Below are 23491 nucleotides of genomic sequence, written 5' to 3'. Positions count from 1 at the left end.
TCGATTTAGAATCGGTCTTTTTGTTGCATATCAGATGAGGTTGTCACATAAAATGTACAAACTGTTTGTATGTAAAGGGTGATCTCATGAAAAGAGTGGACGAGTACCGAAAGAAAATCGCGCAGCGCCGCAAAACGATGCAGCCAGCTGCTCCTCCTAAGAAGACGGCTTTCAAGAAAAAAGAGGATATCCCGCCATGGGTTATGCTGACAGAGGAAGAAAAGCATTCTGGCTCGACCTCCTATGAACCGGCGTCTCATCAGCCAAAGAAATATCGTCATCCCTTATTTAACCCGAATACTTTTGTGCTTAAATGCTTATTATCAGCGTCCCTTGTGTTGATTGCAGCCATTTCATTTAAAGGTCAGGCAGGTCCGTTTCAGCAGCTGAAGCCGATGATTACTCAGACCTTTGAGCAAGATTTTCAATTTGCTGCTGCCAACCGCTGGATTGAAAAAACAGTCGGACATCCGCTGGCATTTTTAACAGAGAAAAAAGAGGGCCAAAAGGACGTACAAGCGAATCAAGAACTAGCTGTGCCTGCCTCTGGTAAAGTGCAGGAATCCTTTACGCAAAATGGAGCAGGGGTCAAAGTTGAAACATCCGCTGAAGCCATTGATAGTATGAAGGAAGGCTATGTGGTCGAGGTGAAAAAGAAAAGCGACACTGGGCTTACCGTTGTGGTGCAGCATGCAGATAACAGCTATAGCTGGTACGGTCAATTAAAGAAAGCCGATGTGGCCTTATACGATTTTGTTGATAAAGGTGAAAAAATTGGCCAGATTTCGCTTGATGATCAAGGGAAGGGCACGTATTACTTTGCCATTAAACAAAATGAACAATTTATCGATCCTATTCAGGTGATGACCTTTGAATAGATGGCTGCTCATGCTGACGAAAATTCACATCCATCCGCTGCTGTGGATTGTGATGGCGTTTGCGATTCTGTCAGGTCAAATTAAGCCGCTGCTTTGCCTGCTTGTGATCGTCTGTGTCCATGAACTTGGACATGCAGCGGCTGCATGCTATTATCATTGGCGCATTCGGCGGATTTTTTTACTGCCATTTGGCGGAACGGTTGAAGTAGAGGAACATGGAAACCGTCCGCTAAAAGAGGAGCTGGCGGTCATTTTGTGCGGGCCGCTTCAGCATGTACCGCTCCAGCTCATGGCGTGGCTGTTCATGGAGGCTTCTCTTATCTCGCATGACGTCTTTACGATGTTTACCTTTTATAATATGGCGATTTTTCTTGTCAATCTTTTGCCCATTTGGCCGCTTGATGGCGGAAAATTATTCTTTTTGCTCTTATCTATTTTTTACCCTTTCCAACGTGCACATGCTCTAGCCATAAAAGGCTCACTTGTCTTTTTCGGTCTATTGACAGCAGGATTACTTTTGTTTGCACCGCTGCAATTCAATGGCTGGGTGCTGCTCACTTTTTTAGCTTATTCACTCGTGATGGAGCACAGGCAGCGGCATTACGTCAGGGTTCGTTTTTTACTAGAACGGTATTACGGTAAAAAAGAGCAAAAGGTAGAAAAACTGATTCCGCTGAGAGCAAGTGCAGAGGAAAAAGTTTACGAAGTGATGGCACGATTTCAAAGGGGCTGCAAGCATCCGATTATTATTGAAAGAGATGGCGTGAAGATGAGTCAGCTTGATGAAAATGAACTGCTCCATGCGTATTTTTCAGATCGCAGAACGACCTCCTCAATGGAAGAGCTTCTTTTACCGTACTAATGGTGAAAATACATTGACATTTTGCGTCTAGTTTGATATATTTTTTAATGTTATGGATATGTAGCACCCGTGCTACAACCGCGCGGAGCAGGTGTAAAGTGCCTATGGCCCCCTGTATTCGGCGAGTCTGAGTTTATTAGGAGGTGCAGAGATGTACGCAATTATCGAAACTGGTGGTAAACAAGTAAAAGTTGAAGAAGGTCAAACTGTTTATGTTGAAAAACTAGCTGCTGAAGCAGGTGAAACAGTAACTTTCGAAAACGTATTGTTTGTCGGCGGAGACACTGTCAAAGTGGGTAACCCTTCAGTTGCTGGAGCAACAGTAACGGCTAAAGTTGAAAAACAAGGTCGCGGTAAGAAAATTACTGTGTTCAAGTACAAACCGAAGAAAAACAACCACAAGAAACAAGGTCATCGTCAACCTTACACTAAAGTTGTTATCGAAAAAATCAACGCTTAAGGCGTGTGAGTGATATGATCAAAGCAACCATTACTCGGTCATCAGCAGATGAAAGCATTACGTCTTTTCAGATGACAGGACATGCCGAGTTTGCTGAAAAAGGTCAGGATCTCGTTTGTGCAGGTGTATCTGCTGTTGTTTTCGGCTCAGTCAATTCAGTTATTGCACTGACAGGATTGGACCCACTGCTTGATATTGGTGAAGAAGGCGGCTACTTCTCTTTTGAACTGCCGGCTGATACAGATCCAGTATCCTTTGAAAAAGCCCAGCTGCTTTTAGAAGGCATGGTCGTTTCCTTAGAGACAATCGAACGAGATTATCACGATTATGTGAGAATATCAACAAAAAAATAGGAGGTGAACTTCATGCTTAGATTAGATCTTCAATTTTTCGCATCTAAAAAAGGGGTAGGTTCTACAAAGAACGGACGTGACTCTGAGTCTAAACGTTTAGGCGCTAAACGTGCTGATGGTCAATTCGTAACTGGTGGTTCTATCCTTTATCGTCAACGTGGAACGAAAATCTATCCAGGTGAAAACGTTGGACGCGGAGGCGACGACACTCTTTTCGCTAAAATCGACGGAACGGTTAAATTCGAACGTTTCGGTCGTGACCGTAAAAAAGTGAGCGTATATCCTGCGGCACAATAATTGCTAAAAACTCCGGTCATTGACTGGAGTTTTTTTCACTTTTACAAGCAGTACCGAAGATGATAAAAGAAGATGCACTCCATAAATATCAAAGAACGTTTGCTGACTTTGCCTCATTTTCTCCTATACGATCAGAAAAAACAACCTTTCCTCACATAACTAGTGTTTTTCTATGCTGTCTTCTCTGTTATAATTCAGGGAGACATATTGATGATAAGACTCCTAAAAGAGAGACCAAACGATTGGGAGTGCGATAATGGAAGAGATACCAAGTAAAGAAAATGAAAAATTAACTCACGTTGCATTAACAAATGAATTGATCTATCTGCTCAGTCGTTCAAGACACGACTGGATGAATAAATTACAGCTGATCAAAGGCAACTTGACATTAGAAAAATATGACCGCGTGTTTGAAATTATAGAAGAAATGGTCATTGAAGCACAGCATGAATCCAAACTCTCAAATTTAAAAATTCCCCAATTGGCCTATTACTTTCTAACATTTAATTGGGAGTCGCATTTTATCACCTTAGAATATGAAGTGCTTGGTGAAACCCGAGACTTATCAGCATATGAATCGCAGCTGCTAACGGTATCACAGGAGTTGTTTTCGATATTCGATCAATCAGTTTGCCAAAAAACTGAAAATCATTTAACGGTCACGTTCCAAACAGATCATGAAGAAAATGATGTGATCTTATATTTTGATTTCAAAGGAAAATTAACAAGTTTGGATGCGTTAAATGCGTTTCATGACGCAAACTATCCATGTATGAGTATAACGCAATTTCATGTGACGCCTCATGAGTCCATGATTGAGCTTTGTTTGAGGCAAGAACGAGATATGTGATGCAGAGAAACGGAGGAAGTTATGTTTGTAGATCAGGTTAAAGTGTATGTTAAAGGCGGTGACGGCGGAAACGGTATGGTGGCGTTCCGTCGTGAAAAATATGTACCAAAGGGCGGCCCAGCAGGCGGCGACGGCGGAAATGGTGCAGATGTTGTATTTGAAGTAGACGAAGGACTTAGAACGTTAATGGACTTTCGTTATAAGCGCCATTTCAAGGCTGACCGCGGCGAGCATGGAATGAGTAAAAACCAGCATGGCCGAAATGCGGAAGAAATGATTGTCAAAGTTCCGCCGGGTACGGTTGTGACAGATGCAGAGACGGAACAAGTACTAGCTGACTTGACAGAGCATGGGCAGCGGGCTGTGATTGCCAAAGGCGGACGTGGCGGACGTGGAAATTCACGCTTCGCAACACCAGCAAACCCTGCACCACAGCTGTCTGAAAACGGTGAGCCAGGTAAAGAACGTGACGTCATCTTAGAATTAAAAGTACTTGCAGATGTCGGACTTGTTGGTTTCCCAAGTGTCGGGAAGTCAACGCTGCTCTCGATTGTTTCTTCTGCGAAACCAAAAATTGCGGATTATCATTTTACAACGCTTGTACCGAACCTCGGGGTTGTTGAAACAGACGATAACCGAAGCTTTGTTATGGCGGATCTGCCAGGACTGATCGAAGGAGCGCACGAAGGCGTTGGCTTAGGTCATCAATTTTTACGTCATATTGAGCGTACACGTGTCATTGTCCATGTCATTGATATGTCTGGACTTGAAGGGCGTGACCCATACGAAGACTACGTGACGATTAATGAAGAGCTTGAGCAGTACAATATGAGATTGACTGAGCGTCCGCAAATCATTGTTGCGAACAAAATGGACATGCCAGATGCAGCTGACAATCTAGCGGCATTTAAAGAAAAATTAACGGATGACTATAAAGTGTTCCCGATTAGTGCGATCACAAGAGAAGGGCTTCGTGAGCTCTTATTTGAAATCGCCAATCAGCTTGAAACAACACCGGAATTCCCGCTCTATAATGAAGAGGAGCTGTCGGATAACCGCGTGATGTACAGATTTGATGAGGGCGATGCACCATTTGAGATCTCTAGAGATCCTGATGGCACATTTGTCTTAACGGGTAAAGCACTTGAGCGTCTCTTTAAGATGACAGACTTCTCAAGAGATGAATCCGTTAAACGATTCTCTAGACAGCTGCGCGGTATGGGTGTCGATGATGCCTTGCGTGAGCGCGGTGCAAAAGATGGCGACATCATTCGTCTGCTTGAATTTGAATTCGAATTTATTGATTGATCAACAGGAGGGTCCAGACCATGGGCTCTCCCGTTTTTAAAAGGGGAGAAAACAGGTGAAAGAAGAAACGTTCTATTTAGTAAGAGAGGATGTACTTCCAGATGCGATGCGAAAAACGCTTGAAGTCAAAAAGCTTCTCGATCGCAAAAAAGCGGATTCAGTTGCCGATGCTGTTCAAAAAGCGGATTTAAGCCGCAGTGCTTTTTATAAATACCGAGATGCTGTTTTTCCATTTTATACAATGGTAAAAGAGCAGATCATCACATTGTTTTTCCACCTTGAAGACCGGTCTGGGGCTCTGTCAAGGCTGCTTCAAATTGTGGCTGACTCTGGCTGTAATGTGTTATCCATTCACCAAACGATTCCGCTGCAAGGAAGAGCGAATGTCACCCTATCGATTAGTACGGCAGGTATGGCAGATGATATTAACACCGTCATGAATCAATTAAGAAAGCTTGAATTTGTCGAAAAAGTTGAAATTCTAGGTTCTGGGGCGTAAAAGGAGAGATCATAGCAGATGAAGCAATTAACTGTAGGTTATTTTGGACCAGAGGCAACATTTACTCATTTGGCCGTATGCTCTTGTTTTCCAAAAGATGCAGTGCAGCGTGCCTATGCAACGATTCCGCAATGTATGGATGCTGTGTCAAAGGGCGAAGTCGATTTGGCGGTCGTTCCACTTGAAAATGCACTCGAAGGATCTGTGAACTTAACGATTGATTATTTAATTCATGAAGAAGCGTTGTCCATTGTGGGGGAGATGACAGCACCGATACGGCAGCATTTGCTTGTCCACCCATCAAGAGCGGAGAGCTGGGAGACGTTAGATGTCATTCAATCACATCCTCACGCGATTGCCCAGTGTCATCAATTTCTGAAAAAACAGTACCCTCATATTCCTCACCGGCCAGTGGAATCAACAGGCTATGCAGCAAAATACATCAGTGAGCATCCAGATGAAGCTGTCGGGGCTATTGCCAATGAAATTGCCGCAAAAACGTATGGTTTGACGATTGCGAAAAAAGACATTCATGATTATCCGCACAACCATACACGCTTTGTGATTTTACATAAAGATCCTAACGCATCGTTCCCAATGAATTCTGGTTTCTCATCAAAGCCAAAAACGACAATTGTGGTCAGTCTGCCTAAGGATGACCAATCAGGTGCATTGCACCGCGTGCTGTCTGCTTTTTCTTGGCGGAATCTTAACTTGTCAAAAATTGAATCTCGTCCGACAAAAACAGGCCTTGGACATTATTTATTTATTATTGATATCGAAAAAGAAATGGATGATGTCCTAGTCCCAGGTGCGATTCAAGAATTAGAAGCGATTGGCTGTGAGGTCAAGCTGCTTGGCAGCTATCAAACATATGAATTAACGAATGAAAAATAGTGTCCCAACCAGGACACTATTTTTTTAGTCTTTTATTAAAAACCCAGCATCATCCAGCGCTTGAATGGCTTGGTCAAGCTGCTTTTGGCTGTAAGAAGAGAGAGTATGCAAATGCACGCCGTCTGTTAGTTCTGACAAGTAGGACGCGCCGGTGTTAGAAATATGATGGACAAAATCAGCGACTTGTTTCCGTGTGCTGACGCGAATGGAGGCCGTTAGTTCACCATAAACAGGATGCTCAATGATCACATCTTTCACCGTCACTCCAAAGTCTACAATCAAGGTCAGTTCCTCTTCTGTGCGAGCAGGATCATGCTTACAGGCGATGATTTGTTCAATTTCTCTTTCTGGCGCATGCTGCGCTGCCATATACACATAGCCTTGGCTTGTGGCAATAATGGGTTCATTTTTTGCTTTTAATAATGAAATATCTTGTACAATGACTTGTCGAGAGACAGCCGCTTTTTTAGCTAAAAAGCTTCCAGTAAGCGGTGTGTCTGTTTCTTTCAGCCACTCTAAAATGGCGGTTCTTCTTTCTTCGCCAATGAGTTTCCTCTCTTGCTCCACGTCCTAAGCTCCCTTCTTCTCCTTTTGCAAATGCTCAAATGTATGCAAAAGCTGATCGATGTCATCTTTTGATGACTGCCATCCAAATGATAGTCGAATAAATTGAAGGGCATCACGATCTGATACACGCAATGCCTTCACAGCAGGGGAAGGATGGTGATAACCAGAAGCACATGCGCTTCCAGTTGATAGACAAATCCCATGCCGGTTACATGCTAACATTACATATTGTCCTTCAAACCCTTCAAAAAAACAACCAATAATATGAGGCAGCGTGCGGCGATTGTCATTGTCCTGAAGAGTACGAACTGGCAACTGTCTGATTTTTAACTGTTGAAGAAAATAATCACGCAGCTGTTCATCTAATTTTTGCTGTTCATCCAGCCTAAGCATTGCTTGTTCACTTGCAGCAGCAAAAGCACCGATACACGGTACATTCGCTGTCCCTGGACGTAAGCCATTTTCCTGAACTGCTCCTGTATATAAAGGTTTCCAAGGAACTTGAGTGCCCATATAAACGGCACCAGCGCCTTTAGGAGCATACACTTTATGACTTGAGATGGACACGGCATCGACTCCAAGTTCTTTGATGGACACACGTACCTTTCCAAATGTTTGCACAGCATCTGTATGAAAAAGAATGTTCCTTTCTTTTAAAAGAGGTGCTAAATCAGCAAGCGGCTGGATAATCCCTGTTTCTGAATTAGCATGCTGAATAGATACGAGTCCTGTTTCAGGCAATAATGCTTTTTTGATAATGTCCTCTGTTATGATTCCATCCTGATTCGGTTCAATGATGGTGACTTTTACGCCAAAACGCTCTAAGCTGCTAACTGCATGATGAACAGAAGGGTGCTCGACTGAAGTTGTGATGACATGCTGTTTATGTGCTGGTAGTCCATTGATGATCGATTGAATCGCAAGGAGATTGGATTCAGTTCCACCGCTTGTAAAGTAGATCCCATCTGGTTCACCCTCGATCATGGCAGCGAGTGATTGTCTGCTGTAAGTCAATATGTCATTTGCTTTTCCCCCAGCATCATGAAGACTGCTTGCATTTCCGTAGAAATTTTTACTCAGCTGCTCAAAAACATGCAGTGCTTCTTCTGAAACAGGTGTAGAAGCTGCGTAATCTAAATAAACCAACCTATCCATCTCCCGTGTGAAAATTTTTTCTTGTATTTATTTTAGTGTTGTGTAATGATATGTGTCAAGACAGGTGTAAATGACAGGAGGGGCAATGGTGTCATCAATCAAAAAAGTTATTGTGGTGGGATCAGGCATTGCAGCGCTTTCCTTTGCAAGAAATATCTCGAAAAACTGCCAGGTCGTCATGATGACAAAAAAACAATTTTCATCTAGTAATTCCATGCTGGCACAAGGTGGAATTGCTGCTGCCTTTTCAGCACATGATTCAGCTGAGCAGCATGTGCAAGATACACTAGATGCTGGCTGTGACCACAATGATGAAAGAACCGTACAAGAAATCGTGAGACTTGGAAAACATCTTGTGGAGCAGCTCGTAGCAGATGGCTGTCCATTTGATCAAGATGAAGCGGGAGAGCCGCAATTAGGCAAAGAGGGGGCACACACCACTCATCGCATCTTGCATGCAGGAGGAGATCAAACAGGGAAAACCCTTGTACAGTATCTGAAAAGTCAGCTCGGCTCACATATTCATTTATACGAGTATCATCATGTCATTGAACTATTGGTTCATGAAGGGACATGCAAGGGTGTTGTATGGAAAGACGAGACAGGACACGTACAAACAATGACCGCAGATGCCGTTGTTTTATCAACAGGCGGCTGCGGCTCCCTATATGAGACAAACACAAATGATCCTTCTGTCACAGGAGACGGACTGATGATGGCCTATCGAGCAGGTGCGCAATTAGTGGATCTCGAATTTGTTCAATTCCATCCAACTCTTTTGACAATCGATGGAAAAGCAGTTGGTCTCATTTCAGAGGCAGTACGGGGAGAGGGAGCTTATTTAGAAGATGAAACAGGCAGGCGGATCATGAAAGGTATTCATCCACAAGCTGATTTAGCACCTAGAGATGTGGTCGCTAGAGCTATTTTTCATGAGCAGCAATTAGGCCATCAATTGTATCTTAACATCCATGATATTCCGCATTTTTCAGCTCGTTTCCCAGCAATAGATGCGATGTGCCAGCGTGCAGGTGTCGATATGGCGAGCGGCAGGCTGCCAATTTCCCCGGGTATGCACTTTTTAATGGGCGGTATCAGCGTCAATGAATATGGAGAAACGACTGTTCCAGCGCTATTTGCCATTGGAGAAGCGGCCTGTACTGGCTTACACGGTGCGAATCGATTGGCGAGTAATTCTCTTCTGGAAGGTCTCGTGTTAGGCAGCAAAGCAGCACAAAGAATTGAACAGCTGCCTAAACAGAAAGAAACAAGTCCCCCTTTTTCTATTCAAGAAATATGGATGGTTCCAATGATTTCAAAGGATCAGCTGAGACAATGGATGACTACATTTGCAGCCATTGTGAGAGATGAAAAGGGCTTGCAGACTTTGCTTCATACGTTACAGGATGTCACTTTTCAGCAAATTAATGTGAAGGATATCACAAATGAACAGATCGAATTAAGCAATCAATGGGCATTAGCGGTTTGCCTTGCTAAATCTGCATTACTCCGTACAGAAAGCAGAGGCGGCCATTATCGAATGGATTATCCAGAGCGAAGCGATGCGTTGTGGCAGGGCAGGCAGATTGTTCATGAAAAAGGTCATATTCATATCATGAAAAATGAAAGGGTCGGTGCCAAATGGAACGTTTACAGTTAAAACAAATGCTCACTCATTTTTTTACAGAGGATATTGGCTTTGGAGATGTATCAGCTGATGCCATCTTTGGAGACAAGAAAGGAACAGCTCTTATCATTGCGAAACAATCTGGTGTATTGGCAGGATCACAACTGATTGAAATAGGTTACCGCCTGTTGAATGAACAGATTCAAACTGAGCTGTTTTTTCAAGAAGGTGATTGGATTCATTCAGGCGCTGTACTGGCGAAAATAAAGGGCCCAGTCAACGACTTATTAAAAGGAGAACGGGTCATTTTAAATCTATTGCAGCGAATGACAGGTATCGCCACCTTAACGCATGAGGCGGTGCAGCGATTAGGTGACCCGTCTATTACGATTTGTGATACGAGAAAAACGACACCCGGCTTGCGTATGTTAGAGAAATACGCAGTGAAGACAGGCGGTGGAAAGAATCATCGCTTTGGCTTATCAGATGGGGTGATGATTAAAGATAATCATATTGCCGCATGCGGCTCTATTCGTGAAGCGGTAGAAAAAGCAAGAGCATATGCCGGTCATATGGTGAAAATTGAAGTGGAAATTGAATCAGAAACGCAGCTAATGGAAGCCATTGATGCAAAAGCGGATGTCATCATGTTTGATAACTGCTCTCCGGACGAGGTTAAACGTTTTAAACAAATGACGCCAGAGTCCATTCTGACAGAGGCTTCAGGGGGCATTACGCTAGAGACATTGCCAAGCTACAGGGGGACAGGAGTCGACTTGATTTCACTTGGTTTTCTCACACATTCTGCTCCAGCATTTGATTTTAGTATGAATATGGAATTCAGTCATAAAGGGGGAACAACTCATGTCCATGCTTAATGTATTAGCCAATCAACATGCAGCCATGATGCCAGATGAATATAAACACCGCTCTGATGATGAAATGAAGCAGCGAGTGTTAGAAATCAAGCGGGCTTTTGGATCAAAGCTTTTTATACCGGGTCATCATTATCAAAAGGATGAGGTCATCGAATTTGCAGATGCAACAGGAGATTCATTGCAGCTGGCACAAATAGCGGCCGACAATCACGAGGCTGAATACATTGTGTTCTGCGGTGTTCACTTTATGGCAGAAACGGCAGATATGCTGTCAAACAAGAATCAAAGCGTCGTATTGCCAGATATGAGAGCAGGCTGTTCCATGGCAGATATGGCAAACATGAAACAAACAGACAGAGCATGGGAGCAGCTCACTGATCTGTTTGGAGATACAATACTTCCGCTTACGTATGTCAATTCAACAGCAGATATTAAAGCATTTGTCGGCAAGCATGGCGGGGCGACTGTTACTTCATCAAATGCTAAAAAAGTACTCGAGTGGGCGATGACGCAAAAAGAGCGGATTCTGTTTCTCCCCGATCAGCACCTAGGGCGTAATACGGCTTTTGATTTAGGTATTCCGCTAGAAGAAATGGCTGTCTGGGATCAGATAGAAGAAAAGCTCATCACCGATCAGCCGCTTTCCCGGATCAAGATGATTTTATGGAAGGGCCATTGCTCCGTACATGAGAAATTTACCGTTCGGAATATAGAAGAAATGAGAAAAAAAGACTGTGACATTCAAATTCTTGTCCATCCTGAATGCACGCATGAGGTCGTAAGGGCTTCTGACCTAGCAGGTTCAACGAAATTTATTATTGATACGATCAAACAGGCGCCAGCAGGCAGCAAGTGGGCGATTGGAACAGAGATGAATTTAGTCAAACGGATCATAGCGCAGCACCCAGATAAACAAATTGAATCCCTTAACCCAGATATGTGTCCATGCTTGACGATGAACCGGATTGATCTGCCTCATTTGCTATGGTCACTTGAAAGCATTGAAAAGGGTCAGCCGGTCGGGTTGATACAGGTCAATGAAGACATCACGAAAGACGCTTTACTTGCACTCGAGAAAATGCTCGCCATTAAATAATGATCTGCCCCTCCTATCAGAAAACAAGTTTTTATCATATCGGCTTGTAAATAGGCATAAATTTATGTTGAAACATATTGTACTTCTGACATAACCGTTACGTTCACGTTTTGCATAGGAGGGGAAAACGTTGAAAATTCATATTGTGCAAAAAGGAGACTCCCTTTGGAAAATTTCAAAGAAATACGGAGTCGACTTTCAAGAATTGAAAAAACTAAATTCTCAGCTCAGTAATCCTGATTTGATCATGCCGGGTATGAAGATTAAAATTCCATCTAGTGGTGTTCCTGTGAAAACAGATCATCACAAAGCAAAAGAAATGCCAAAAACGAAAGAACATCCGTATGTGAAAGAAAAGCCAAAAGATGTCGTGCAAGTGCAAGATACAAAACCGAAAGAAAAGCCAAATGAACCGGTACCTTATGTACCGCCAGTGCCAAAGATCGAGCAGCCAGTTTTTCCGCAAGTCGATGTGAACTATTATCAGACCAATCTCTACCAGCCATTCACGCCTCCTCCCAAAAAAGATCATTATGAGAAAAAAGATCACGTTCACGAGAAAAAAGATCACAAGGATCATTTTCATCATGAGAATAAAGACCATAAAGATAACAAGGGTCATTCCCATCATGAAAATAAGGACCATAAAGATAACAAAGACCATTTTCACCATGAAAATAAAGGTCATCTAAAAGATGAAGTGGCAAAGGGATATGACCCGTTTATTCATATTCCGCATCAAAAAGAGGAGGGAAAAGACATGGAGCATGGCAATTACCCAAACCTTCCTAACTTCCCGCAAATGCCAAATGTGGGAGGGGCAGCGGTAGGAGGAGTGGCTGAAAATAACGAGCATCATCACCAGCACCATCATCATGAACCATATGATCCTTATTTTGGTTATGGTCATGGTCATTACATGCCGGGGATGTATCCATATCCGCAGCAAATGGTGCCGGCATCGCCAATTTTACCGGGATCAGGACTATGTTATCCTATCCATCCATATTATCACCATCATATGATGCCATATCCATACCCGGCTCATCCATATTATCCTGCGTATCAAGCGCCTGCTTACTACGGGGAAAATCATGAGCACCATGCAAACGACGGACATCACTGGCATCACCATATGCATTCAAACGCCAATGCAAATGCCAACGTAAATCAAGGCTTTTATCCAAACGTCTCAAATGCAGCATATGGCAAGGAAGACTGCGGATGTGATGATGGCATGAAGCATCATCAGCCTTGGCCAGGACATTATCCGAATCCTGTTCCTTATGGCCAAATGGGTGCTTATCCTGCTCAGCCTTATATGCAGCCATATCCAGGCCAATCCGTATTTGCAAGGCCGGAGGAGGAAGAAGAGGATTAATGACAGAAGGAACGATCTCAATCGTTCCTTTCAGCGTGTAGACAAACCCTCGCATTCGGTGTCAGGTCTGCGCTCCGGTGCTCACGAATGTCAAATTCGCTCCGCTCCTGTGCTCGTCCTTCCTAGAATGCAAAGGTTTTCTATTACGCTGAAAAGAAGACAAAAGGCTAAAATCAAGAACATTTTAGCCTTTTGTCACCATACCAGAAGGAACGATCTCAATCGTTCCTTTTTTTGTTTATAACTGACAGCTTGATTTTCTTCCTAACTGTACATGCTAAAACAGAGCCTGTTTCGCGCTCATGAGATTGAATTTGTACAGGGGGTTTTTCGTTTGAGACAAAAATGGCAAAAAACAATCGCATTAGTGCTTCTTCCTATTGGGTTAACAGCATGTGGTACAAATGACAATGCAGGTGTAGATACAAGGCATAATCAATCAGGTCAGCCGGTCGGATATCATTCGAATAACCGTGCAGATGACAATAACCAAGATCATCAAGGACCAGTTTCTGAACTCATGGAAGGGATGAACGGTGGGAATACAACGAATGTTGATTATCGCACCCGTCCTCAAGCCGATGATCGAATGCCTCTTGCAGGTGGAGATGGACGCTACAGTCATGGAGATATGAACTATCATAACCAAATGTCGTTCTCAGGCTACGATAAACAAGAGAACATCCAGCGTTCAAGAAAAATTGCCAACCGCGTCAATAAAATGAATCACGTGGCAGACTCTCAAGTCATGGTGACGGATGAGAATGTGTATATTGCCATTAAATCAGATGGCCGCCTGACGTCAGAAGGCGTATCACAAGTAGAAGAAGCAGCGACTCGTTATGCAGATGGAAGAGCAGTCCAAGTCATGAAAGATGAAGGTGCATTCACACGCTTTAGAGATATGAGAAGAACGCAATTTGAAACAGGACAAACAGGCATGACCCGATAGTTTGACACAAAAAGGCTAAAGTTCATCACGAACTTTAGCCTTTTCTTAAAAATAAACCTTGATGCCTATATAAAATTCGTAAAAGAAATAACAGCCAAACCCTAATAATAAAATACCAGCAATAATGGATGTCCACTTGATCATCGTCCGATTCATCACTTTTCTTGTTAAGGATACAAGGGTGAGTAGACCAATGTCATGAAGGAGAATCCCTGCCAAAATACCGCCGGCAGCCAGCATAAATTCAGATGAATCTGTTTTTGTATAAGCATCTGCAAGTACAGCACCAAAAACAGAAACCCAGAACACAAGATTTCCAGGAGATACCGCCACGAGCAAACCGTTTCGATATGTTTTCACGAATGATTTATTGACCTTTTCTCCTGCTAAATGAATATCTTGATCCGCATTTTTAATGGAATCGTATGCGAGAATCATTAAAAATACAGCTCCGATCAGCCAGAGCGGGATTTGAACAAACGGCAAAGATAAAAACTGAGCAAATCCAGCATATAAAGCCAAGATGAGTAATAAGTCTATGGTCATACCGCCTGCTCCGACAGTTAAACCATGAAAAAATCCGTTTTTCAGTCCCTGTTTTGTCATTTCAACCGTGATTGCTCCAACAGGCAGAGCAATTGAGAATCCTACGACGATAAATGTGAGAAATGTTTGCAATCGACTAGAACTTCCTTTAAATAAATTGTATAAAAATTCTCCGTTTAGATTAATTATACATAATAGGAGAAAAGGATCAATGATTATTTCAGATTTAATTGAAATGAGAGAGATAGATGATGTATAGAAGACTGTATATCAACATGATCCATAACGCTTGTAGGGGAAAGGAACTATTTTCCTGAATCTTCTTTTCTTCATGATGTCTCTATGCTAAACTGATGTGGAATTCAATAAAAGTGACTAGGGGTGCCCGTAAATGGGCTGAGAGAGAAGTATAAGCTTCTTAACCCTTTGGACCTGATCTGGCTCGTACCAGCGTGGGGAAGTTGAAGATGATGCATGTATCATATCAATGATATGCATGTTTATTTCTGACGACGAAACCAGGTTCTTTAAATAGAGCCTGGTTTTTTGCTGGTGCTGATTCCATCCTGTCCGGTGACAAGAAGAAAAGGAGAGAACAGCAAATGAAAGAAAAGAAAAGTGTCCCATCCAACCAATCATTGTTATCCAGCTTTGACGGCAGCCATAAGGTATATGAGAAAGGATCAAGACCCGATATCTTAGTGCCAAAAAGAGAGATCACGCTCTCACATACTGTGACAGAGGCGGGCGACATAAAAAATGAACCAGTCCGTGTATACGATACAAGTGGACCGTACACCGATGAGAACGTTCATATTGATGTCACAAAGGGGTTAAAGCGTCTTAGGGCAGCATGGATTGAAGAAAGAGGAGATACAGAAAGCTATGAAGGGCGTCATGTAAAACCGGAGGATAACGGATATCGTTCAAGGGAGAAGGAGTCCATCCATTCTGTCCAAACTGATTTTCATCATAAGCCGCTCCGCGCGAAACAAGGAGCGCGCGTGACGCAAATGCATTATGCCAAAAAAGGCATCATTACGCCTGAAATGGAGTTTATCGCAATTAGAGAAGAGCTAAGCCCTGAGTTCGTTAGAGAGGAAGTGGCGAGCGGAAGAGCCGTCATTCCTTCGAATATTAACCATCCAGAAAGTGAACCAATGATTATCGGAAGAAATTTTCATGTCAAAATCAATGCGAATATTGGCAATTCAGCTGTCACGTCATCCATTGATGAAGAGGTTGAAAAAATGACATGGGCGATCAGATGGGGGGCAGATACAATGATGGATCTGTCTACTGGAAAGGATATTCATACAACGAGAGAATGGATCATTCGGAATTGCCCAGTCCCAGTAGGAACCGTTCCCATCTATCAGGCCCTTGAAAAAGTGAATGGAGTCGCAGAAGATTTGACGTGGGATGTGTACAGGGACACATTAATTGAACAAGCGGAGCAAGGTGTAGACTATTTCACGATTCATGCTGGCGTGCTGTTAAGATATATTCCGCTCACTGTCGATCGGGTGACCGGAATTGTTTCAAGAGGCGGTGCAATTATGGCAAGATGGTGTCTTGCTCATCATCAAGAGAATTTCCTCTACACTCACTTCGAAGACATTTGTGAAATTATGAAAAAATATGATATCGCCTTTTCACTTGGAGATGGACTTAGACCAGGCTCGATTGCTGATGCCAATGATGAGGCGCAGTTTGCAGAGCTGGAAACGTTAGGTGAGTTAACAGAGATTGCTTGGAAACATGATGTGCAGGTAATGATTGAAGGGCCCGGACATGTCCCAATGGATAAAATCAAAGAGAATGTGGACAAGCAAATGGACATTTGCAAGGAAGCACCATTTTATACGTTAGGGCCTCTTACAACAGATATCGCACCTGGTTATGATCACATTACATCCGCGATCGGTGCGGCCATGATCGGCTGGTACGGAACAGCAATGCTGTGCTATGTAACGCCAAAAGAGCATTTAGGTCTGCCGAACAAAGAAGATGTGAGAGAAGGCGTGATCGCCTATAAAATTGCTGCACATGCTGCTGATCTAGCAAAAGGACATCCTGCGGCTCAAAAGCGCGATGATGCTTTATCGAAAGCGAGGTTTGAATTTAGGTGGCGGGACCAATTCAACCTGTCACTTGATCCAGAAAGAGCCTTGGCGTTCCATGATGAAACATTGCCTGCCGAAGGCGCTAAAACCGCTCACTTTTGCTCGATGTGCGGACCGAAGTTTTGCAGTATGAAAATTTCTCATGATATCCGCAATCAATCTGAAGAAGTAAAAAGAGAAATGGAAAAGAAGGCGAAGGAGTTTGTCAGTCAAGGAAGTCAAATTTATCAGCCATAAAAAAATAACCTCGCACGATGCTGTGCGGGGTTTTATCAAACCGCTGAAAAGGCTTTTCTTAAAAGGTGAAAAAATGCCTTTGCTGCATATGCCATCATGTCCACACTCGGAATGAGAGCATCTGTTAAATGAAAAAAGACTGTTTTTCTTTCTGGAGATGTTCGTTTCTCTTTCTGCTTCATCAAGGGCAGCCTCCTTTTTCACTAATATACTTCTTTGCAGATATGAGAGATAGATATGTTGTGTGAATTTAAACAAAATTTAAACTTCTTGGGTTTGAATGGAAAGAAGGAGGGGAAACGAGTTGAATAGAGAATGAATGAAAAGAGCTGATCTATTTGACCAGCGAACAAGAAGAGTGGAAGGTGATCTTATGATGAAAGTATTTAAGGTAACATTTCATATGAACAATGGGGAAGTGCTTGATTTCGAGCTCAAACGTCCAGCTACCTATGATGTGTATAAAAAAATTGAAGAAGCCAATCATTGGTTTAAGCTGAATAATGAAATCATTAACCTATTAAACGTCAATAGTATCCATGTAGAAACAGAATAACAGCAAAAAGCCGCTCAAAAGAGAGCGGCTTTCGTTATGCAGAAAAATCATTCCGATTATTAAGCTGCCCGCGGGACAGCCAGTTCTTTTTATACAAATAAGCAATCACTTCAAGCCACAGACGCGGTGCTTTTTTAGGGAAAAAAGGTTTTTGGTAATAAGCATAAGCGGCTTTTAAATCATCCCATTGATGACATGCTTTCGTTTGCGTGAATCTGGCAACGTCAATGACTCTGATCCGTCCTTCTTTTGTTAAGATCAGATTGCGCAGATGGATATCAGAAGGATTCAATCCTTTCTCGCGCGCTTCCTCCAGCGCATCATCGACTTGATTAATCATCTGTTTTTTAATAGGAATTCCTTTTGTAAGGCATTCATAGAATGTGTAGCCTTTAATATATTCCATTAAAATATACTGATCCCCAGACTCATAAATCTCAGGGTAGTAAGACGAACCAGAAAGTTTTTCGTAAATGGCAGCCTCTTTGCGGGCAATATGCTGATAAGAAGGGAAAAAGACTTTTAGTGCCATTTTCTTGCCGTCTTTTTTGTATAAAAAGACATAGGCACTTCTTCCTTTGCCGCACAGTTCAAGCTCTGCTGGTTTATAGGCAAGCTTATGAAAACGTTTCTCTTCATGATACTGAATCGATTCGGCTAATCTTTTGACATCTGACATTGACTTCACCTTCTTTGGTTTCAGTTTATGCGGCTGAAAAACGAATGATGAAAAAACGTGTCACTCGATAAAGCAATGGATTGTATAAAACATAACATTTACGAATGAAGGATACAACGAAAGACTCTTACCATACATTTGAATCATCGATTTGGTTAATGTTTAGAAAAATGGGTCAAACTACATATGTCATGCATCGATCTCATGTTCTAAAGAGGTGTAAATAGTGAAAGTGAAGATGAAATGTTTCGTTACAGGACTTATCATGACAAGTGTGCTTTTTTTCGCTGTAGATATGGAAGGGAAAGAACACTTGCAAAAGCAGTCAAACTCTATCACCGTCCAGCTTGAAAAAGTCTATTTAGACGGCGATGTGAGTATTGAAAGACACCGGGCATCATTAGAAGACAAAGACACATTCTGGGCGCAGTATAAAGGCTGGACGCTGGTAGAACAAAAAGAGGATTTTGCCCTTTTTAGAAAGCAAATTGATGATATCTCTCCATTAAGTAAAGCAAATGGATATATCGGATTATCAGAGGACGGTGTGATTTCTACGTTTCATGGAAGGCCTGACGGCTGGGCGGAGCCTATTCATCTCTTTTTTCAAATTGATACGTCCCGTTTAGAAAGTCATGTGGAAAAACAGCTTGAGCAAGGCATTCCTTTTCGAACAAAGGATGAATTTGAGCATGTGCTTGAAGTCATGAAGCCTTACCGAAATGAAATATCGTTTTAAAGCGTGTAACAGCTTGCTGGTGTGAAGACCGCAAGCTGTTTTTCGTGGTTTCATGATAAAAATGTACTGAGCGAACGTATGTTAACTTTTATTGCGGTTTTCTCCTCGATTTATGTTACAATGAAGAACAGTCAAAGAGGTGAAAACGGTGATAGAGTTTGTAAAAGGGACCATTGATTATGTGTGCCCGCAATATGTTGTCATTGAAAACGGCGGAGTGGGATATCAAGTCTATACCCCAAACCCGTTTATCTATCGAGTAAATAAACAAGAAACGATTTATACGTATCATTACATAAAGGAAGACGCATTTTCGTTATACGGTTTTCAAACACGAGAAGAAAAAGCGCTGTTTACAAAACTGTTAAATGTCACAGGAATAGGGCCAAAGGGCGCTCTCGCTATTCTTGCTTCCGGTGATCCTGGCGCTGTCATTTCAGCGATAGAACGTGAAGATGAAGCGTTCCTGATTAAATTCCCAGGTGTGGGCAAAAAAACAGCACGTCAAATCATTTTGGATCTAAAAGGAAAACTTGCAGATGTGGTACCAGAAATGATTGGCAACTTATTTAATCACGAGGACCACATTCAGGTTGAAACGCAGCAAACTGCATTAGATGAAGCGCTTGAAGCCTTGAGTGTCCTTGGATACGGTGATCGTGAAATTAAAAAGGTTCTTCCATTATTAAAAGAAGAAAAGAATCTCACAACCGATCAATATGTGAAAAAAGCTTTACAAAAAATGTTGAAATAGGGTGATGTCTCATGGATGAACGGCTCGTCTCAACTGAAGCAGACAACCATGAATCAGCCATTGAGCAAAGTCTGCGGCCACAGACACTTAGCCAATATATCGGTCAGCAAAAAGTAAAGGATAATCTCAGCGTATTTATTGAAGCTGCCCGCATGCGGCAGGAAACGCTTGATCACGTCCTTTTATATGGACCTCCTGGACTTGGGAAAACAACGCTTGCGTCGATTATTGCCAATGAAATGAATGTTCAGCTGCGTACAACGTCAGGACCAGCCATTGAGCGTCCTGGAGATTTGGCGGCCATCTTAACGTCTCTTGAGCCAGGTGATGTATTGTTTATTGATGAAATTCACCGCTTGCAGCGCTCAATTGAGGAAGTGCTGTACCCAGCAATGGAGGATTTTTGTTTAGATATTGTCATTGGAAAAGGAGATACAGCACGCTCTGTACGGCTTGATTTACCGCCATTTACGCTTGTAGGTGCAACGACCCGTGTCGGGCTGTTAACAGCGCCGCTTCGAGATAGGTTTGGGGTACATGCAAGATTGGAATACTATGAGCAAAGAGATTTGGCTCACATTGTGGCAAGAACAGCCGAGCTGTTTGAGATTGGGATCGATATTCGCTCTGCCGAAGAGATTGCGAGACGTTCCCGGGGAACACCGAGGGTTGCCAATCGTTTGCTCAGAAGAGTAAGAGATTTTGCGCAAGTGCTTGGGAATCATGCTATTACGCAGGACATTGCGGAAGATGCCCTTGAGCGTCTTCAAGTCGACAGGCTTGGCCTCGATCATATAGACCATAAGCTCCTTTTAAGTATGATCGAAAAATTTAGAGGCGGTCCGGTTGGTCTTGATACAATCTCAGCGACAATTGGAGAAGAATCACATACGATTGAAGATGTGTACGAACCGTACTTGCTGCAAATTGGTTTCCTGCAAAGAACACCAAGAGGGCGGGTCGTCACAAGAGAAGCGTATGAACATTTTCAAATGGAGGTTCCGATTCGTGACTGAATTCCCTAAAATATTAATGATTTTAGGTGGTGTCCTTTTTGCCGCAGGATTAGTGTTTCAATTGGTTGGTAAGCTTCCAGGTGATATTTTTGTGAAAAAAGGAAATGTAACGTTCTTTTTTCCTGTCATTACATGCATTGTCATTAGCATCGTACTAACCATATTACTGAATATCTTTGGACGGATGAAATAACGTTAACTAGTTAACTACAGAATAGGTGAAGGAAATGAAGCTAGAACTATTTGATTTTGATTTACCAGAAAGATTGATTGCACAAGTGCCGCTTGAAAAAAGAGATGCATCAAGACTGATGGTCTTAAACAAACAGACGGGTGCGATTACACACGATACATTCTCACAAATCATCGATTATTTTCAAAAAGGTGATTGTCTCGTTCTAAACAATACTCGCGTTTTGCCTGCACGATTGTTTGGGATGAAAGAGGATACAGGTGCCAAAGTTGAGCTGCTTCTCTTGAAGCAAGAAGAAGGAGACAACTGGGAAACACTTGTAAAACCAGCGAAACGGGTGAAAAAAGGGACGGTTATCACTTTTGGTGATGGACGACTCAAAGCGGTATGTACAGAGGAAATGGAACATGGTGGAAGAAAAGTCGAGTTTCAATATACAGGCATTTTTTATGAAGTGCTTGAATCCCTTGGTGAAATGCCGCTGCCTCCATATATTAAAGAGCAGCTTGACGACCGTGAACGCTATCAAACCGTTTATTCAAAAGAGGTTGGTTCCGCTGCTGCCCCAACGGCCGGTCTCCATTTTACAACCGAGCTGCTGGATGCGCTGAAAGCGAAAGGTGTTCACATTGCTTTTATTACGCTGCACGTGGGGCTTGGCACGTTTCGTCCGGTAAGTGCAGAACGTATTGAAGAACACGAAATGCATGCAGAGTTTTATGAAATGAATGAAGAAACAGCTGATGAGCTCAATCGCGTTCGCAAAGAAGGCGGACGGATTATTTCAGTCGGCACAACGTCAACAAGAACGCTTGAAACCATTGCAAGCGCACACGATGGTGAGTTCAAAGCCTCAAGCGGCTGGACGTCGATCTTTATTTACCCTGGCTACACATTCAAGGCAATTGATGGCATGATCACAAATTTCCATCTGCCAAAATCCTCGTTAATTATGCTTGTCAGCGCATTAGCTGGACGAGAGCACGTACTAAAAGCGTACAATGAGGCTGTGAAAGAGGAATACCGATTCTTCAGCTTTGGCGATGCCATGCTGATTCAATAACATCATACAACAAAGACAGGAGGGCTCATTTTTGTCGCAATTACCGATACGTTATGAGTTCATTAAATCATGCAAACAAACAGGTGCACGTCTTGGCCGCGTTCATACACCGCACGGCTCCTTTGAAACACCTGTATTTATGCCAGTAGGTACACTGGCTACAGTCAAAACAATGGCGCCTGAAGAATTAAAGGCAATGGATGCAGGCATCATCTTAAGCAATACGTACCACTTATGGCTCCGTCCAGGCCACGATATCGTAAAAGAAGCAGGCGGTCTGCACAAATTTATGAACTGGGATCGAGCCATTCTAACTGATTCAGGCGGATTCCAAGTTTTCTCATTGAGTGAATTTAGAAAAATTGAAGAAGAAGGCGTTCACTTCCGTAATCATTTAAACGGAGACAAGCTGTTCCTATCTCCTGAAAAAGCCATGGAGATCCAAAATGCGCTTGGTTCTGATATTATGATGGCATTTGATGAATGCCCGCCATATCCTGCAGAGTACGATTACATGAAACGTTCTGTGGAGCGGACAAGCAGATGGGCAGAGCGCTGTCTAACAGCGCACCAGCGTCCAGAGGATCAAGGGCTGTTTGGAATTGTCCAAGGCGGAGAATACGAAGAGCTTCGAAAACAAAGTGCAAAAGACCTTGTTTCACTTGATTTCCCAGGCTACGCCATCGGAGGCTTATCTGTAGGGGAACCAAAAGATGTGATGAATCGTGTACTTGAGTTCACTACACCATTTTTACCAGCAGACAAGCCGAGGTACTTAATGGGTGTCGGCTCGCCAGATTCCTTAATTGACGGCGCCATTCGCGGTGTAGATATGTTTGACTGCGTACTGCCTACGCGAATTGCAAGAAACGGTACCTTAATGACTAGTGAAGGCCGTCTTGTTGTGAAAAATGCAAAATATGAGCGTGACTTTAGACCAATCGATGAGAACTGTGACTGCTATACATGTAAAAACTATACACGCGCCTATATTAGACATCTCATCCGAACAAATGAAACGTTCGGAATTCGATTAACAACTTATCATAATCTTCATTTTCTGTTAAAATTAATGGAGCAAGTGAGAGAAGCTATCCGTGAGGATCGTTTAGGTGATTTTAAAGAAGAGTTTTTTGAGCGTTATGGCTTTAACAAACCGAATGCGAAAAACTTTTAACGCATAAACGAAAGGCTTTACAATGCTTTAGAAAGGGGTGAAATAGAATGGATGGTGGTATGGGTTCAATCATTATGATTGTTGTCATGTTTGCTGTGCTTTACTTCTTGTTAATCCGTCCACAGCAAAAGCAACAGAAAGCTGTGCGTCAGATGCAGCAATCTTTATCAAAAGGCGATAAAATCGTCACAATCGGTGGTTTACACGGTGAAATCGACTCAATTGATGAATCAAAAGTGGTCATCAAAACAAGCGAAAACAACCGTTTAACTTTCGATCGCCGTGCTATTAGAGAATTAGCTGACAAAGGCTAATCCTCCGATACATAGCAATAAAAAAAGAGCG

28 protein-coding genes, 1 riboswitch and 1 other annotated feature are annotated in these 23491 nt (G+C 42.7%); of the genes, 23 read left to right on the top strand and 5 right to left on the bottom strand.

Going from position 1 to position 23491, the window contains the following annotated elements; genetic code table 11:
- The first annotated feature begins 86 nt into the window (after positions 1-86).
- The 9 genes from NST59_RS12590 (at position 87) to pheA (ending at position 6404) form a co-directional block, all read left to right on the top strand.
- Positions 87-878 carry a M23 family metallopeptidase gene (locus NST59_RS12590; RefSeq protein ID WP_041086457.1) on the top strand — a complete coding sequence of 264 codons (792 nt, stop codon included), beginning with the start codon at positions 87-89 and terminating at the stop codon, positions 876-878.
- The gene (locus NST59_RS12585) at positions 871-1740 is read left to right on the top strand and encodes a M50 family metallopeptidase (protein ID WP_047203338.1); all 870 of its coding nucleotides are present in this window, start codon (positions 871-873) and stop codon (positions 1738-1740) included. Before NST59_RS12590 ends, NST59_RS12585 begins: the two co-directional genes overlap by 8 nt.
- 66 nt (positions 1741-1806) lie before the next feature.
- Positions 1807-1879, top strand: a sequence feature (ribosomal protein L21 leader region).
- A 12-nt stretch (positions 1880-1891) separates the two neighbouring features.
- Positions 1892-2200 carry a 50S ribosomal protein L21 gene (rplU, locus tag NST59_RS12580; RefSeq protein WP_003216781.1) on the top strand — a complete coding sequence of 103 codons (309 nt, stop codon included), beginning with the start codon at positions 1892-1894 and terminating at the stop codon, positions 2198-2200.
- 14 nt (positions 2201-2214) lie between these two features.
- Positions 2215-2553, top strand: coding sequence for a ribosomal-processing cysteine protease Prp (locus tag NST59_RS12575; RefSeq protein WP_099663499.1), 339 nt, complete (start codon positions 2215-2217; stop codon positions 2551-2553).
- A 12-nt stretch (positions 2554-2565) separates the two neighbouring features.
- Positions 2566-2850 carry a 50S ribosomal protein L27 gene (gene rpmA, locus NST59_RS12570; protein WP_003216586.1) on the top strand — a complete coding sequence of 95 codons (285 nt, stop codon included), beginning with the start codon at positions 2566-2568 and terminating at the stop codon, positions 2848-2850.
- A 256-nt stretch (positions 2851-3106) separates the two neighbouring features.
- Positions 3107-3700 (top strand): sporulation initiation phosphotransferase B, encoded by a 594-nt coding sequence (locus NST59_RS12565; RefSeq protein ID WP_024423157.1) that lies wholly within the window; start codon positions 3107-3109, stop codon positions 3698-3700.
- Positions 3701-3721: 21 nt separating this feature from the next.
- Positions 3722-5008 (top strand): GTPase ObgE, encoded by a 1287-nt coding sequence (obgE, locus tag NST59_RS12560; protein WP_039180364.1) that lies wholly within the window; start codon positions 3722-3724, stop codon positions 5006-5008.
- 55 nt (positions 5009-5063) lie between these two features.
- On the top strand, positions 5064-5507 hold the full coding sequence (locus NST59_RS12555; protein ID WP_008342790.1) for an ACT domain-containing protein: 444 nt from the start codon (positions 5064-5066) through the stop codon (positions 5505-5507).
- A gap of 18 nt (positions 5508-5525) precedes the next feature.
- Positions 5526-6404 (top strand): prephenate dehydratase, encoded by an 879-nt coding sequence (gene pheA / locus NST59_RS12550; RefSeq protein WP_024423155.1) that lies wholly within the window; start codon positions 5526-5528, stop codon positions 6402-6404.
- A gap of 24 nt (positions 6405-6428) precedes the next feature.
- Here pheA and NST59_RS12545 read toward each other — a convergent pair whose 3' ends face one another.
- The gene (locus NST59_RS12545) at positions 6429-6971 is read right to left on the bottom strand and encodes a transcription repressor NadR (protein WP_039180361.1); all 543 of its coding nucleotides are present in this window, start codon (positions 6969-6971) and stop codon (positions 6429-6431) included.
- 3 nt (positions 6972-6974) lie between these two features.
- Positions 6975-8117, bottom strand: a complete 1143-nt coding sequence (locus tag NST59_RS12540; RefSeq protein WP_445285725.1) for an IscS subfamily cysteine desulfurase — start codon at positions 8115-8117, stop codon at positions 6975-6977.
- Positions 8118-8211: 94 nt separating this feature from the next.
- Between NST59_RS12540 and nadB the strand changes: the two genes are divergently transcribed.
- From nadB to NST59_RS12515, 5 genes are all read left to right on the top strand, one after another.
- Entirely contained in the window at positions 8212-9786 is a 1575-nt protein-coding gene (gene nadB / locus NST59_RS12535; protein ID WP_341040676.1) for an L-aspartate oxidase, read from the top strand.
- Complete coding sequence (gene nadC, locus NST59_RS12530; RefSeq protein ID WP_247544488.1) at positions 9768-10631, top strand: carboxylating nicotinate-nucleotide diphosphorylase; 864 nt, start codon at positions 9768-9770, stop codon at positions 10629-10631. The genes nadB and nadC overlap by 19 nt, the downstream gene beginning before the upstream one ends.
- Positions 10618-11727 carry a quinolinate synthase NadA gene (gene nadA / locus NST59_RS12525; RefSeq protein WP_144490374.1) on the top strand — a complete coding sequence of 370 codons (1110 nt, stop codon included), beginning with the start codon at positions 10618-10620 and terminating at the stop codon, positions 11725-11727. The genes nadC and nadA overlap by 14 nt, the downstream gene beginning before the upstream one ends.
- A 130-nt stretch (positions 11728-11857) precedes the next feature.
- Complete coding sequence (gene safA, locus NST59_RS12520) at positions 11858-13108, top strand: SafA/ExsA family spore coat assembly protein (protein WP_059375685.1); 1251 nt, start codon at positions 11858-11860, stop codon at positions 13106-13108.
- 334 nt (positions 13109-13442) lie between these two features.
- The gene (locus NST59_RS12515) at positions 13443-14060 is read left to right on the top strand and encodes a YhcN/YlaJ family sporulation lipoprotein (protein WP_059375683.1); all 618 of its coding nucleotides are present in this window, start codon (positions 13443-13445) and stop codon (positions 14058-14060) included.
- Positions 14061-14105: 45 nt separating this feature from the next.
- Here NST59_RS12515 and NST59_RS12510 read toward each other — a convergent pair whose 3' ends face one another.
- Complete coding sequence (locus NST59_RS12510; RefSeq protein ID WP_073979793.1) at positions 14106-14738, bottom strand: LysE family transporter; 633 nt, start codon at positions 14736-14738, stop codon at positions 14106-14108.
- A gap of 235 nt (positions 14739-14973) precedes the next feature.
- Positions 14974-15082: riboswitch (TPP riboswitch) on the top strand.
- 126 nt (positions 15083-15208) lie between these two features.
- Between NST59_RS12510 and thiC the strand changes: the two genes are divergently transcribed.
- Positions 15209-16969: a phosphomethylpyrimidine synthase ThiC gene (gene thiC / locus NST59_RS12505; RefSeq protein ID WP_099663493.1), complete on the top strand. Its 1761-nt coding sequence runs from the start codon at positions 15209-15211 to the stop codon at positions 16967-16969.
- A 35-nt stretch (positions 16970-17004) separates the two neighbouring features.
- Here thiC and NST59_RS12500 read toward each other — a convergent pair whose 3' ends face one another.
- Positions 17005-17151, bottom strand: coding sequence for a hypothetical protein (locus NST59_RS12500; RefSeq protein ID WP_180272418.1), 147 nt, complete (start codon positions 17149-17151; stop codon positions 17005-17007).
- 191 nt (positions 17152-17342) lie between these two features.
- Here NST59_RS12500 and NST59_RS12495 point away from each other — a divergent pair, with 191 nt between their 5' ends.
- Positions 17343-17525 carry a hypothetical protein gene (locus NST59_RS12495; RefSeq protein WP_008342761.1) on the top strand — a complete coding sequence of 61 codons (183 nt, stop codon included), beginning with the start codon at positions 17343-17345 and terminating at the stop codon, positions 17523-17525.
- Positions 17526-17559: 34 nt separating this feature from the next.
- On the opposite strand, the gene NST59_RS12490 is transcribed toward NST59_RS12495, so the two are convergent.
- Entirely contained in the window at positions 17560-18204 is a 645-nt protein-coding gene (locus tag NST59_RS12490; RefSeq protein WP_059375678.1) for a serine/threonine protein kinase, read from the bottom strand.
- Between the two features lie 238 nt (positions 18205-18442).
- On the opposite strand from NST59_RS12490, the gene NST59_RS12485 reads away from it, so the two are divergent.
- From NST59_RS12485 to yajC, 7 genes are all read left to right on the top strand, one after another.
- Positions 18443-18943, top strand: coding sequence for an intercompartmental signaling factor BofC (locus tag NST59_RS12485; protein ID WP_180272430.1), 501 nt, complete (start codon positions 18443-18445; stop codon positions 18941-18943).
- 148 nt (positions 18944-19091) lie between these two features.
- Positions 19092-19697 carry a Holliday junction branch migration protein RuvA gene (gene ruvA / locus NST59_RS12480; RefSeq protein ID WP_024423144.1) on the top strand — a complete coding sequence of 202 codons (606 nt, stop codon included), beginning with the start codon at positions 19092-19094 and terminating at the stop codon, positions 19695-19697.
- Between the two features lie 11 nt (positions 19698-19708).
- Complete coding sequence (ruvB, locus tag NST59_RS12475; protein WP_024423143.1) at positions 19709-20713, top strand: Holliday junction branch migration DNA helicase RuvB; 1005 nt, start codon at positions 19709-19711, stop codon at positions 20711-20713.
- Entirely contained in the window at positions 20706-20906 is a 201-nt protein-coding gene (locus tag NST59_RS12470; RefSeq protein ID WP_012010741.1) for a DUF2905 domain-containing protein, read from the top strand. The genes ruvB and NST59_RS12470 overlap by 8 nt, the downstream gene beginning before the upstream one ends.
- 34 nt (positions 20907-20940) lie before the next feature.
- On the top strand, positions 20941-21969 hold the full coding sequence (gene queA / locus NST59_RS12465; RefSeq protein WP_064497874.1) for a tRNA preQ1(34) S-adenosylmethionine ribosyltransferase-isomerase QueA: 1029 nt from the start codon (positions 20941-20943) through the stop codon (positions 21967-21969).
- Between the two features lie 31 nt (positions 21970-22000).
- Positions 22001-23146, top strand: a complete 1146-nt coding sequence (gene tgt / locus NST59_RS12460; RefSeq protein WP_034321314.1) for a tRNA guanosine(34) transglycosylase Tgt — start codon at positions 22001-22003, stop codon at positions 23144-23146.
- 47 nt (positions 23147-23193) lie between these two features.
- Positions 23194-23460 carry a preprotein translocase subunit YajC gene (gene yajC / locus NST59_RS12455; protein ID WP_008360993.1) on the top strand — a complete coding sequence of 89 codons (267 nt, stop codon included), beginning with the start codon at positions 23194-23196 and terminating at the stop codon, positions 23458-23460.
- The last annotated feature ends 31 nt before the right edge of the window (positions 23461-23491 follow it).

Origin of the sequence: Bacillus sp. FSL R5-0439 (assembly GCF_038008805.1) — a bacterium.
GTDB classification, from domain to species: Bacteria; Bacillota; Bacilli; order Bacillales; family Bacillaceae; genus Bacillus; species Bacillus safensis.
The sequence above is the reverse complement of the archived record's forward strand: the minus strand, read 5'-3'. Positions and strand labels throughout refer to the sequence as shown.